Here is a 12341-nt window from a genome sequence, read left to right on the forward strand (position 1 = left end):
ACCCAAGAACAGAGTTAGAAAGCTGTCATTGCGAACAAAGTGAAGCAATCTCAAGATTTTACGATAAGATTGCCACGCACCCTTCGGTGCTCGCAATGACATGATTAATAAGTGGGTGCGAAGTCTATCGCTGGTCTTGGGATCAATTTCGAGTTTGACTTTTTCTGCAAAATCAATATACTAACTCATTTATTTGCCTTTTTTTTAAGAAACGCCAAAAACTTAGGTTTCGTGCAAAAAAGGGTTGCATGGAACCGGGTTTTTAAAACAAGCTTATGAAAGCAGAGTTAAAAACATTGATTGAAACTGGTTTGGAGGAGATCAAAGGAGAACTTCAACTCCAGGATGTTCCCCTGGTTCATCTTGAAATTCCTAAACGAGAAAACCAGGGCGATTATTCGACTCCGATTGCGATGGTCATCGGTTCCATGACACGGCAGATTCCCCGAAAGGTCGCTGAATTGATTTTGAAGCATTTACCGGCAAATCCGATGATTGAAAAAATAGAAATCGCCGGTCCAGGGTACCTGAACTTTACCTTTAAAAACAGCCATTGGTATGATGTTTTAAGGGAAATTATTCAAAAAGGTAAAACCTATGGCCATTCGAAAACCGGAATAAGGGTCAAGGTCCAGGTAGAGTTTGTCAGCGCCAACCCCACAGGTCCCCTTCATGTGGGTCATGGACGAGGCGCCGTGGTGGGTGATGCTCTGGCCAATTTATTGGAGATTACGGGTCATGAGGTTCAACGAGAATATTATATCAATGATGTCGGACGACAGGTTGATCTCTTGGGACACTCAACCTATGCCAGATACCTGCAGTTAAAAGGGAAAAAAGGGGAAATTCCTCCGGAAGGATACCAGGGCGAATATGTGACTGAAATTGCCAGAGAGATTGACTCTAAAAGAATCTCCATTCCCGAAAAAGATTCCGAAATTGTTCCATTTTTTACGGAATATTCCAAAATCCGGATCCTTGCCGAAATAAAAAAAGATTTGGATGCCCTTCATGTTTATTTTTCGGACTGGTTCTCCGAAAAAGAACTTTACGACACCGGTATGGTAAACAAGACCCTGGAAGAATTGAGAAAAAAAGGACTTTTATACGAACATGAGGGGGGAACCTGGTTTGCGACGACCCGTTTTGGGGATGATAAGGACCGTATTGTTATAAAAAGCAGCGGGGAGAAGACCTATTATGCCTCCGATATCGCTTACCATTACCAAAAATATCAACGGGGGTTCGACCGGGTTATTAATATTTGGGGCGCCGACCACCACGGTTATATTTTAAGAGTGAAAGCCGCGGTGGAGGCCCTGGGGTTTGACCCTAAAACATTAAATATTCTCCTCCTTCAATTGGTCAATCTGGTGCGGGAAGGAAAGCCTGTGCCCATGTCAAAACGAGCCGGGGAATATGTGACGCTTCGGGACGTTTTTAATGAAGTTGGCGTGGATTCGACCCGTTTTTTCTTTTTAACGCGGGGATCAGATAATGCTCTTGATTTTGATCTGGAACTGGCCAAGAAACAATCGAATGAAAATCCGGTCTATTATATTCAATATGCCCACGCGAGAATCTGTTCAGTTTTAAGAAACGCGGAAGAAAAAAAGATTGACCTTTCCGGGAAAGAAGTGAATCTTTCTTTGTTAACCCTTCCCCAGGAATTTGCGCTGATGAAACAGCTGGCTTATTACCCGATGCTCATTCAAGAATGTGCCGAGGCACTGGAACCTCACCGGTTATCATTTTATCTTCAGGACCTCGCCGGCCTCCTCCATCAATATTATTACAAAAATAGAATTATTTCTGATGACCTCGCCTTGACCCGGAGCCGTCTTTATTTAACGCAGGCCATAAAAATTGTCTTAAATAACGCACTGGGAGTTCTGGGAATCAATGCGCCGGAGAAAATGTAAAATTGGAATTTAAAATTTTTTCAAAAGATGGAGGCTCAAAGGCCCGGACCGGTTTAATCAAAACGGCCCATGGAGAAATTCATACCCCTGTTTTTATGCCGGTAGGAACGCAGGGAACGGTTAAGTCAATGACGCCGAGGGATCTTATCGAAGTTGGAGCGGAAATTGTTTTAGGAAATACCTATCACCTGTACTTGAGGCCGGGAGACCGCCAAATTTCCCATTTGGGGGGGCTTCATTCCTTTATGTCATGGAAAAGGCCGATCTTGACCGATAGCGGCGGTTTCCAGGTTTTCAGCCTCGGACAGCTGACCAAGGTGACTGAAGAAGGCGTCTATTTCAAATCACATTTAGACGGATCGTCTCACCTCTTCTCTCCGGAAGAGACCACCGGGATTCAGGAAAATCTTGGGTCTGATTTCATGATGGCGCTGGATGAGTGTTTGCCCTATCCCGCGTCCTACGAAGAGACCGAACGGTCTCTCAATTTGACGACCCGATGGGCCGCGCGGTGCCAGAAGGCCCAAAAAAGAAAAAAAGATATGACGTTGGTGGGAATCGTTCAGGGAGGGTTTTATAAGCCGCTCCGGGAGGTGAGCCTTAACCAGCTTTTAGAGCTGAATTTTCCGGCGTACGCGCTGGGCGGCCTTTCGGTCGGAGAGCCTAAACCGTTGATGTATGAAATGATGGAGTTTATTCTCCCCGCTTTTCCGGCGGATAAACCCCGTTATGTCATGGGGGTTGGAACGCCGGAAGACCTTGTCCAGGGAGTTTTGCTGGGGGTCGATCTTTTTGATTGCACGCTTCCGACCCGCCACGCCAGGACGGGGCAGCTTTTCACCCGCTTTGGGGAAATCAATATTAAGAACGCCCAATATGCCGCTGATACCGAGCCTGTTGATTCTTTGTGCGAGTGTTATACCTGCAAGAATTTTACACGGGCCTATCTCAGGCATTTATTCGCTTCAAAAGAAATTCTTGGAATTCACTTAAATACCCTTCATAACCTTTATTATTATTTAAAGTTAATGAGAGAGATCAGAGAAGCCATTGACCAGGGGAATTTCGAAGCCTTTTGCAAACATTTTTATCGGGTTCGAGGAACTTTAACGGCAAACTGTTAATTTTTTAAACCATGTTTTTAATCGTTTGTTTTTTTAAATAGGATAGGAGAAAAAGAAATGTTGAATTTATTAGCTTATGCCCAGAGCGCTCCGGCGAGCGGGGGCCCTGAAGGGAATATATTGGCGACACTTATTCCGTTTGCTTTGATTTTTGTCGTTTTTTACTTTCTTTTAATTCTTCCTCAGCAGAAAAAATCAAAAAGTCTTAAAAAGATGCTGGAATCGCTCAAGAAGGGAGACCGCGTGGTGACGCTTGGAGGCATCATTGGGACGATTACGAGCATTGCGCAGGACGTTGTGACTTTACAGGTTTCAGATAATGTCCGGATAAAGGTGGTCCGTGACAGTATTACCGGTTTCAGAAAAGGGGAAGAAGAAGGAGAAAAGAGCGCCTCGGCGTAAAGGGGTTCAACCGGTTGACCCTGGATTTAAAAATAACAGACTGTTGTTTCCTCAGCAGACTAAGGGAGAGAGAAGTTTAGATGAAAAAAGGGATTAAAGGAAGAGTCGTTCTAATTATATTAACCGTTCTGTTATCAATTCTGTTTTTTTTACCTTCCACACGGTATTTTTCCTCTTTACCCGCGTGGTGGGGAAAATATCTTCCGAGCAAGGGAATCACTTTGGGACTTGATTTACAGGGCGGGATTCATCTTGTTTTGGAGGTAGAAGAAGACCAGGCCGTCGAAAATAATCTCGACCAAATGATCACGGGAATTAAAGACGCCGCCAATGAAAAGAAATTAGAGATAAGCGGCATAAAGAAAACCGCGCCTCTGGAAATTTCAGTCGACTATCCGAAGAAAGAGGAGAAAGAGCCCCTTTTAAAAATCGTCACTGAACAGTTCCCGTCTCTCCTTTCAAAAGAAACCAGAGAAAACTCATTTTTATTGACCCTTTCAGGGGATGAAGTGAAACGCCTAAAAGAGGACGCTGTTGCCAGATCCATGGAAACGATCCGGAACCGGATTGACCAGTTTGGCGTCGCGGAACCTTTAATTCAGCGGCAAGGGACCAACCAGATTTTAATCCAGCTCCCCGGCGTAAAGAATCCCCAGCAAGCGCTTGATTTAATCAAAACCACCGCGGTGTTGTCCTTTAAACTTTTGGATGAGGAAAGCCCTGTCGCAAGAGAACTCCCGAACAGTATCAAGCCTGAAGATGAAGTTAAAATGATGGCTGAATTCGGTCCAAAAGTTCCGGAAGGGGATGAAATTTTATTTGAACGGATCGTCGATAAAGAGACTCAGGCCGTTACAAAAAGACCCTATTTAGTCAAGAAACGCTCTCTTTTAACCGGAGATCGGTTAAGTGATGCCCGAATGTCGTTCGATGAATTCAATAAGCCCTACGTATCGGTGACATTCGACAGTAACGGAGCCCGTCAGTTTGAAAGCATAACGGGAGAAAATATCAAAAAACGACTGGCGATCATCCTGGATCGGAATATTTATTCAGCTCCGGTGATTCAAGACCGGATCAGTGGCGGACGGGCCCAGATTTCCGGCGGATTCACGCCTGAAGAAGCGACGGCTCTTGCCATCGTTTTACGGGCGGGCGCGCTTCCGGCACCTGTTAAAATCATTCAAAACGTAACCGTAGGCCCTTCTTTAGGTCAGGATTCGATTGAAAAGGGCATCCGGGCCGCAAAATGGGGAACTTTGCTGGTGGTTGTTTTCATGATTTTCTATTATCGCATGGCTGGAGTCATTGCTGATTTTGCTTTAGGATTGAATGTCGTCTTGCTCATTGGCGCTTTGGCGGCTTTAAACGCGACGCTGACCCTTCCAGGCATTGCCGGAATCATTTTAACCATCGGGATGTCGGTCGACTCCAACGTTCTGATTTTTGAGCGGATCAGGGAGGAGCTTAGAACCGGGAAACCGGTACGATTGGCGATTGATGCGGGATATGAAAAGGCTTTTTTGACGATCATTGATTCCCACGTAACGACCTTGATTACGGCGCTGGTTCTTTTTATTTTCGGAACCGGTCCGATTAAAGGGTTTGCCGTATCGTTAAGCCTGGGGGTGACCATTAACTTATTTACATCGCTGTTAGGCACTAAAGTGATCTTTGATTTTATTAATTCAAAAAGAAAATTGGAAACCTTGAGCATTTAACAACAGTGAAATGCAAAATATAAAAAGTAAAAAGATTTTTTATTTAGAGATAGCCTTTTACTTTTAACTTTGCGGGGGAGATGCATGTTTGAACTTTTAGGAAAAACGAATATTGATTTTATCGGAAAGAGAAAGTTTGCGTTTTTATTTTCAGGCCTGATGGTTTTATTGGGCATCATTGCGCTTGTTGCGATTGGGTTCGGCAAAGCTAATATGGGAATTGATTTTTCCGGTGGGACTGCCGTTCAGCTTAAATTTGAAAAACCCATAAAAATAGAGGATTCCAGACAAATCCTGGAAAAAAATGACCTTAAAGATGCGGAGCTTCAGGAGTTTTCTGAGGGGAATAAACTATTAATCCGCATCAAAAAGCAAACAACGATACAAGAAAAAATGGCTGAAAAAATCGTTAGCGTTTTTTCCAAAGAAATGCCAGATAATCATTTTGTGGTCGATAGCAGTGAAGAAATCGGTCCGACCATTGGTCAGAAACTTCAAAAGGACGCGACTCTCGCTGTTACTCTCGCCATGTTGGGAATTATTATTTATATCGCTTTTCGTTTTGAGTTTCGGTTTGGCGTTGCCGCGGCGATAGCGACTTTTCATGATGTCCTTGCGGTCCTCGGTATTTTTTATCTTCTCAATCATGAGATTACGCTTTTAATTGTGACCGCTCTATTGACGCTTGCGGGATATTCTTTAACGGATACCGTCGTGGTTTTTGACCGGATCAGGGAAAATCTGAGGTTCAGAAACAAGGAAAGCCTTGAACAGGTGATTAATAAAGGAATCAATCAGGTTTTAAGCCGTACGATCGTGGTTTCTTTCACGGTATTTCTTGTTTTGCTGGCGCTATTTTTCTTTGGAGGGGAAGTTATTCATGATTTTTCTTTTGCTTTGTTGATCGGCGTTGTGGTTGGAACGTATTCCTCTATTTTTGTGGCAAGCCCCATTTTAGTGGTTTGGAAGGGGAGTAAAGGAAAATTACTTCGCCGGGGAATATAGACGATCGGGAGAAAGTCGGGTAATGATCCTCTGAGTCTGGCGCTGAATTCCTGGCTATTTAATGGAAGGTTATATTATAAACAAGGGTATATTTAAGAATTCCAATTATTTCAACAGGTTATAAAAATATATTTTTGGCATGATTTATGCTTTTTATACTTGCAAACGAGATTAAAAAGTTTAAAGTATCAAAGTATTTTAAAATAAATTCTCTACTACAGATAGGAGGATGTAAAATGGGTAAAGTTTTAAAAATATTCATCGGAGCAGGGTTGCTCCTGGGGTTAACCCTATTCAGTCAAGTTTACGCCATGGAGGCGGAAGAAACCTCGACACCAGATACAACAGAGACGAGGGATATAGATGCGACATCTGAGGTTGATCATTCCCCAGACGGCGAGGTCGGTGAAATAGAAGTAGAAAATGAATCCGGTCCTGATGTTTTAGACCATGATTCGGCGGCGGCGGAAGCCCAAGAGCCAAGTGGGATTGAAACGCCTGATCAAGGCGGCGCAGGAGAAACAACTGAAACTCCAGACGCCACACCATAAATTAGGTTGTTAAAATCAGAATAAAAAAGGGAGCTGATCAGCTCCCTTTTTTATTCTCCTTTATCATCCCGTCTACCATTTCAAGCAATCGGTCTCCATGAACCGCTATCTTTTCATTATGAGTGACGAGAATAAAAGTGACTTTTTTTTCTTGATTGATTCTTCGAAGTAAATGAAAGATCTCCATGCTGGTCCGCGAATCGAGGTTCCCCGTCGGTTCGTCAGCCAGGATTAACGCAGGATGCAAAAGAAGCGCTCTCGCGACAGCGACCCGTTGCTGTTCCCCCCCTGAAAGCTCTCCCGGTTTATGTTCCGTTCTTTTTCCAAGGCCGACATCTTCCAGCATTTCTCTTGCCATGTTGAATGCCTCTCTTCTGGAGAGGCCTTGAATCATTGCCGGCATCGCGGCATTTTCCAGGGCGGTGAATTCAGGCAAAAGATGATGAAATTGGAAAACAAACCCCACTTTTTTATTTCTAAAATCAGCCAACGCTGTTTCGTTTGACGGGTCAATCTTTTTACCTTCAAAAATGACTTCGCCGGAAGTAGGCGCGTCCAGGGCTCCCAACAAATGGAGGAATGTGCTTTTCCCGACGCCGGAGGCTCCCATAATTGAAAGGAATTCACCCTCCATCACCTTTAAATTGATTCCCCGGAGGACTTCAATCTCATGATGATTAAGCGTAAACTTCTTTGTGAGGTCTCTGACTTCGAGAAGAGGAGAAAGGGGATTATTCATACCGCAGGGCTTCAACCGGTTTGAGTTTTCCAGCCTGGAGAGAAGGGTACAGGGTGGCTCCAAAACTAATGAGAATGGCGGAAAGCGACACCAGCAGCACATCCATTCCTTTCACTTTAACCGGAATGTGGCTGATATAATAGACGTCGCTTGGAAGCGTATAAATAACAGGAATCAATTCACAAATTCCGTAACCCAGAGGAATTCCGATGAGGGTGCCGACCACGCCGATGGTAATCCCTTCCAGCATAAAAATAGCCATGATGCTTTTTCGGGTGGCGCCCATGGCTTTGAGGATAGCAATTTCAGACTTTTTTTCAACCACCATCATGGTCAAAATTCCGATAATGTTAAAAGAAGCTACCAGAATAATCAGCACTAAAATGATGAACATCACCGCTTTTTCGAGCTGTAATGCCGTAAACAGGTTCTTATTCAACCGCATCCAGTCTCTGGCTTGATAGGGGAACCCGATTCTATTTTCGATTTCCCTGGCAATGATCCCTGCCCGGAAATAATCATCAACTCTGACTTCGATACCGGAAACGGTGTCTCCCATTTTAAAGAACTCCTGGGCATTCTTCATCGAGATATAAGCCAGGGAGGAATCATATTCATAAAAACCTGAATCAAAAATTCCGACGACCTGAAACCGTTTCATTCGGGGAATCAATCCAAACGGACCTGTTTCGCCGACGGGGGAAATGACATTGATCTTATCCCCCGTAAAAATTCCTAAACGCATCGCGAGCTCTTTGCCGATAATTATTGAGGGGATAAGAACCTTGTTTTCCCCGGGATGGTCAGTATCCAGGTCGGTTAACTTTCCTTCGAAGAGGTTTTTTTTGATATCGGTAATCAAACCTTCCGTTTCGGTGTTGATGCCGCGGAGAACAACCCCGTGAACATTGGAATCAGAACTGAGCAAAACCTGATTGTAAATAAACGGCGTGGCCGCGATGACATGGGGGGTATTTTTTACCTGACCTAACAAATGGTGATAATCCGCAATTCCGTCTTTTAACCGGTCTGTTATGACGATATGAGAATTGGTTCCCAGAATTTTCTCCCGGAGGTCTTCCTTAAATCCGGTCATGACCGCCAGGGTGGCAATTAAGGCGGCGGTTCCCAGCGTAATTCCCGCAATTGAAATAAAAGTGTTGAGAGAAAGGGTCTTTTGCCGTTTTTTGGTGAGAAGGTAACGGAGGCTGATATGAAATTCATAAGGAAGGTTCATATGACGCGGGAGTCCTTATTTTTCCGGCTTCATTTGAGGAAATAAAATGACATCGCGGATGGACATGGATTGGGTGAGCAACATGACCAGCCGGTCGATGCCGATTCCTTCTCCGGCCGTCGGGGGCATTCCATGTTCGAGCGCTCTTAAAAAGTCTTCATCAAGTTCATGCGCCTCAACGTCGCCCGTTGCCCGGAGCGCCATCTGCTCTTCGAACCGTTTACGCTGGTCGATGGGATCGTTCAGTTCGGAAAAGGCGTTGGCGATCTCTCTCGACACGACAAAAAGCTCAAACCGTTCGGTTAAGGACGGGACCTCTGCTTTTCGTTTGGCCAGAGGCGATATTTCAGTGGGAAAATCAATAATAAAAGTAGGTTGCTGTAAATGGGGCTCGACCATCGCTTCAAACACGTCGTTTAAAATTTTCGCGGTCGATAAATTCTCATCGAATTTTACATGATTTTCTTTAGCTAAATGAATGACGGCATTCCGGTCTTTCGCCATTTCTGGTCTAAAAGAGGTGTAGGCGGATAACCCTTCATAATAGGGCAGCTTTTTCCATGGAGGGGTGAAATCGAGTTCTGTCTTTTCATAGGTGAACTTCAGGGCGCCCAAAATTTCCTGAGTGACCTTGCAGATCAGCTCTTCAGTCAACGCCATCAGATCCTGATAATCCGCAAAGGCCATGTAAAATTCGACCATGGTAAATTCCGGATTGTGCGTGGTAGAAATTCCTTCGTTTCGGAAATTCCTGTTGATTTCGTAAACCCGGTCAAATCCACCGACAATCAGGCGCTTTAAATAAAGTTCCGGAGCGATTCTAAGAAAAAGTGGAATATTTAACGCGTGATGGTGGGTCAAAAAAGGTTTCGCCGCCGCTCCGCCGGCTTTCGCGTGCATCATAGGGGTCTCAACTTCCAAAAAGCCCTTTTCATTTAAGAATTTTCGGATGAGTTCGATAATTTTAATCCGTTTGATAAAGGTTTCTTTTACTTCCGGATTGGCAATCAGGTCAAGATATCGTTGTCGATATCGGATCTCCACGTCAGTGAGTCCATGCCATTTTTCAGGGAGGGGCCGGATGGCTTTGGTGAGAAAGGTTAATTTTTGAACTTCGATGGTTAATTCATCGGTTTTTGTCCGGAAGAGGTTCCCTTCAACTCCGATAATATCCCCCAGGTCGAGAAGTTCGAAGACCTCAAACTGCTTTTCCCCCAGCACATCTTTTTTAAAATAAGCCTGGATTCTACCCGTATGATCCTGAAGATGAACGAAAGCGGCCTTTCCAAAACGCCTTAAATTCATTATCCGTCCGGCGATCGCCGAATGGACCGGTTTTTCATGAAGCTCTTCCCGGCTTACACTTCCGTATTTTTCAATCATTTTATTGACCGGAAGTTCCCCTTTAAATTTTGAGCCGAAAGGGGAGATTCCCAGCCCTTTTAACTTTTCAATTTTTTTTAGGCGCTGGGCAATTTGATCGTTAAGCTCGTTTAATTCTTCCATGAAAAAACTTCCAATGAATGTAAAAAATCAGCGAATTATAACATGCTAAAAAATATTATTCTATTTTTTTATTAGACCCAAGACCAGCGATAGACTTCGCACCCACTTATTAATCATGTCATTGCGAGCACCGAAGGGTGCGTGGCAATCTTATCGTAAAGTCTTGAGATTGCTTCACTTTGTTCGCAATGACAGCTTTCTAACTCTGTTCTTGAAGCCATTTCAAAGAAACAGATGAGGGCCATTTGGGCTCTATCAAACCGTCTTGGGTTACAGGAAGAAGATCTTCACGCAAGGGTAGAGTCTATTTCCGGGAAAAAATCGATCCGTGCTTTGACCAAGAGCGAGGCGAGGCATGTGATTGAAGACCTTCTCCTTCTGGCCGGAAGTCAGAAGCGCGGATCAGAAAAATCGACCCTGGAAAAGGGAAAAGTCACTCAAGCTCAGATGGATTTTATTTATGAAACGGGACGGAAAATCGGGTGGAAGAAGGAGCATATTTTTGGACTGGCGAAAAAAATGTACCGGGTGAGTCAGCTTAAAAACCTGCGGGTAGAACAGGCCTCCGGTTTAATTGAAGCCCTGAAAGCGATACAGAACAGAAATATAGCGTAACGTCTTGCGATTCCACCTGTATTTCTGTTATTATTCCGCTCATGTTTATTTTTCCTTATCACCGCATCACGTCTTTTCCTCAATCAAGCTTCTCCGGATTCCGGGGTAGAAGTTGAATCGCTCCCCCTGGACGAGGAGGTCCTTTTTAAAGGGTTCTTTGGTCGGCGCCCTGATGCTTTTTGGGTGGCCGGTTTTTGCTGAAACAAAGGGTTTTGGTGAACTCCCGGAGGGGAACCTGTCGCTTTACAATACCCACACTAACGAAAAGCTGGATGTGACCTATAGAGACTCGTCTGGAAATTATAGCGAAACGGCCCTCCAAGAGATGAATTATTTCCTTCGGTGTCATTACACCCAGAAGGAGATAGAGATGGATATCCGCGTCATTGAATTCCTGAACCTGGTCCACAAAAAGGTTGGCGGAAATTACGAAATTCAGGTCATTTCGGGTTATCGTTCTTCGGAATATAATACTCTTCTCAGAAGAGAAGGATGGGGGGCTGCCAAACATAGCCTCCATTTATCCGGCAAGGCCATTGATTTCCGAATTCCTCAGGTTGGCATTGATAAACTCCGGGAGACAGCGATGAACCTGGAATATGGCGGGGTGGGATATTATCCTAAAGCAGGATTTATTCATCTGGATTCAGGCGGCGTTCGGTTCTGGTGAATCTTTGGTATTTCCGGGTTCTCGTGCCAATGACGATCTTTCTTTTTCTCACTTTTTTCGCTTCCTTAGCCTATTCAGGCCAGCAGAAGTACCGTTCCCCCTGCAAAATTCATCACCCCGGCGATTCCAGGGTTGAATTTGAATGTAAGCGCCTGAGAGCCGGGGAAAATTTCGAAAAGCTCTTCGGAGACCGTTGGAAGGATGTCCTGAGATTTAACAGAGTCGATCGCCGGCATGTTTATCAGGGGATATTTTTAAAAATCCCAAAAAATTTGAAGGATATTGAGGGCTTTACATCGATGCCTTTGGATTACCCGCCGGGCCCCGTGAGTTTCATTAGAGCCTCTTTTGTCGTTTCGTTAAATCCAAAAAGACATTTCTGGTCCAGATCAAAAATCGGATACCGAATCATATCCGGATTTTCAATTTGAAGTTGGAGGATTTGGTCGATCGTGTAGCCTCCGGGATCTTCCGGCAATCCGACTTTTCGGGCTCCTTTAGGGGCGTAAAGATCAAAGAGGCCTTCGGGTAAATTTCCTGCCAGGGCCAGAATTTCCTTTTCATCGAGAGGTTGTTTAAAAATTTCTCGAAACCTAAAGGGGATACCCTGCTTTTTAAGCCACTTTTTGGCTTCGATGCACATCGGACAATCTTCACGTCCATAAAAATTAATGATCATTTTTTAAACCCTTCCTTTTCTACATTTTAGGTAACTACTCAGGTCTCCCCCGCCTAAAGTAAGGTTTCATTTTTTGCTGGACTTCCAAATCCATATATGGCATATTGTCTCCTATGCAAGAGACAATCGCATGCCAGGGTCTCCATTTGGATGTTGCCAACCTGTCTTGG

General features: G+C 44.4%; 13 protein-coding genes. 8 read left to right on the top strand and 5 right to left on the bottom strand.

Going from position 1 to position 12341, the window contains the following annotated elements:
• The first annotated feature begins 275 nt into the window (after positions 1 to 275).
• From HYR79_09350 to HYR79_09375, 6 genes are all read left to right on the top strand, one after another.
• Positions 276 to 1922 carry an arginine--tRNA ligase gene (locus HYR79_09350; GenBank protein ID MBI1821899.1) on the top strand — a complete coding sequence of 549 codons (1647 nt, stop codon included), beginning with the start codon at positions 276 to 278 and terminating at the stop codon, positions 1920 to 1922.
• A gap of 2 nt (positions 1923 to 1924) precedes the next feature.
• Positions 1925 to 3046 carry a tRNA guanosine(34) transglycosylase Tgt gene (gene tgt / locus HYR79_09355; protein ID MBI1821900.1) on the top strand — a complete coding sequence of 374 codons (1122 nt, stop codon included), beginning with the start codon at positions 1925 to 1927 and terminating at the stop codon, positions 3044 to 3046.
• Positions 3047 to 3103: 57 nt separating this feature from the next.
• Complete coding sequence (gene yajC, locus HYR79_09360; GenBank protein ID MBI1821901.1) at positions 3104 to 3448, top strand: preprotein translocase subunit YajC; 345 nt, start codon at positions 3104 to 3106, stop codon at positions 3446 to 3448.
• A gap of 80 nt (positions 3449 to 3528) precedes the next feature.
• Complete coding sequence (gene secD / locus HYR79_09365; protein ID MBI1821902.1) at positions 3529 to 5169, top strand: protein translocase subunit SecD; 1641 nt, start codon at positions 3529 to 3531, stop codon at positions 5167 to 5169.
• An 84-nt stretch (positions 5170 to 5253) separates the two neighbouring features.
• Positions 5254 to 6174, top strand: coding sequence for a protein translocase subunit SecF (gene secF / locus HYR79_09370; protein MBI1821903.1), 921 nt, complete (start codon positions 5254 to 5256; stop codon positions 6172 to 6174).
• 146 nt (positions 6175 to 6320) lie between these two features.
• Positions 6321 to 6725, top strand: coding sequence for a hypothetical protein (locus tag HYR79_09375; GenBank protein MBI1821904.1), 405 nt, complete (start codon positions 6321 to 6323; stop codon positions 6723 to 6725).
• Between the two features lie 37 nt (positions 6726 to 6762).
• Here the strand turns inward: HYR79_09375 and HYR79_09380 are convergent, their stop codons facing one another.
• Genes HYR79_09380 through lysS form a run of 3 tightly spaced genes read right to left on the bottom strand, consistent with a single transcriptional unit; the run spans position 6763 to position 10207 of the window.
• Complete coding sequence (locus HYR79_09380) at positions 6763 to 7464, bottom strand: ABC transporter ATP-binding protein (GenBank protein ID MBI1821905.1); 702 nt, start codon at positions 7462 to 7464, stop codon at positions 6763 to 6765.
• Positions 7457 to 8701, bottom strand: coding sequence for a lipoprotein-releasing ABC transporter permease subunit (locus HYR79_09385; protein MBI1821906.1), 1245 nt, complete (start codon positions 8699 to 8701; stop codon positions 7457 to 7459). Before HYR79_09385 ends, HYR79_09380 begins: the two co-directional genes overlap by 8 nt.
• 15 nt (positions 8702 to 8716) lie before the next feature.
• Complete coding sequence (lysS, locus tag HYR79_09390; GenBank protein ID MBI1821907.1) at positions 8717 to 10207, bottom strand: lysine--tRNA ligase; 1491 nt, start codon at positions 10205 to 10207, stop codon at positions 8717 to 8719.
• A gap of 234 nt (positions 10208 to 10441) precedes the next feature.
• Between lysS and HYR79_09395 the strand changes: the two genes are divergently transcribed.
• Entirely contained in the window at positions 10442 to 10822 is a 381-nt protein-coding gene (locus HYR79_09395) for a DUF1018 domain-containing protein (GenBank protein ID MBI1821908.1), read from the top strand.
• 172 nt (positions 10823 to 10994) lie between these two features.
• Positions 10995 to 11492: a DUF882 domain-containing protein gene (locus HYR79_09400; protein MBI1821909.1), complete on the top strand. Its 498-nt coding sequence runs from the start codon at positions 10995 to 10997 to the stop codon at positions 11490 to 11492.
• Between the two features lie 74 nt (positions 11493 to 11566).
• On the opposite strand, the gene HYR79_09405 is transcribed toward HYR79_09400, so the two are convergent.
• The gene (locus tag HYR79_09405; protein MBI1821910.1) at positions 11567 to 11728 is read right to left on the bottom strand and encodes a hypothetical protein; all 162 of its coding nucleotides are present in this window, start codon (positions 11726 to 11728) and stop codon (positions 11567 to 11569) included.
• 74 nt (positions 11729 to 11802) lie between these two features.
• Positions 11803 to 12171 carry a hypothetical protein gene (locus HYR79_09410; protein MBI1821911.1) on the bottom strand — a complete coding sequence of 123 codons (369 nt, stop codon included), beginning with the start codon at positions 12169 to 12171 and terminating at the stop codon, positions 11803 to 11805.
• Positions 12172 to 12341: the final 170 nt, after the last annotated feature.

It is taken from the genome of Nitrospirota bacterium (assembly GCA_016178585.1).
Lineage (GTDB): Bacteria > Nitrospirota > Nitrospiria > JACQBW01 > JACQBW01 > JACOTA01.

Bases quoted from the DNA above. Each gene is read 5' to 3' on its own strand.
- HYR79_09350 (MBI1821899.1), top strand. From the start codon at position 276: ATGAAAGCAGAGTTAAAAACATTGATTGAAACTGGTTTGGAGGAGATC.
- yajC (MBI1821901.1), top strand. From the start codon at position 3,104: ATGTTGAATTTATTAGCTTATGCCCAGAGCGCTCCGGCGAGCGGGGGC.
- secD (MBI1821902.1), top strand. From the start codon at position 3,529: ATGAAAAAAGGGATTAAAGGAAGAGTCGTTCTAATTATATTAACCGTT.
- secF (MBI1821903.1), top strand. From the start codon at position 5,254: ATGTTTGAACTTTTAGGAAAAACGAATATTGATTTTATCGGAAAGAGA.
- HYR79_09375 (MBI1821904.1), top strand. From the start codon at position 6,321: ATGCTTTTTATACTTGCAAACGAGATTAAAAAGTTTAAAGTATCAAAG.
- HYR79_09380 (MBI1821905.1), bottom strand. From the start codon at position 7,464: ATGAATAATCCCCTTTCTCCTCTTCTCGAAGTCAGAGACCTCACAAAG.
- HYR79_09385 (MBI1821906.1), bottom strand. From the start codon at position 8,701: ATGAACCTTCCTTATGAATTTCATATCAGCCTCCGTTACCTTCTCACC.
- lysS (MBI1821907.1), bottom strand. From the start codon at position 10,207: ATGGAAGAATTAAACGAGCTTAACGATCAAATTGCCCAGCGCCTAAAA.
- HYR79_09395 (MBI1821908.1), top strand. From the start codon at position 10,442: ATGAGGGCCATTTGGGCTCTATCAAACCGTCTTGGGTTACAGGAAGAA.
- HYR79_09400 (MBI1821909.1), top strand. From the start codon at position 10,995: ATGCTTTTTGGGTGGCCGGTTTTTGCTGAAACAAAGGGTTTTGGTGAA.
- HYR79_09405 (MBI1821910.1), bottom strand. From the start codon at position 11,728: ATGCCGGCGATCGACTCTGTTAAATCTCAGGACATCCTTCCAACGGTC.
- HYR79_09410 (MBI1821911.1), bottom strand. From the start codon at position 12,171: ATGATCATTAATTTTTATGGACGTGAAGATTGTCCGATGTGCATCGAA.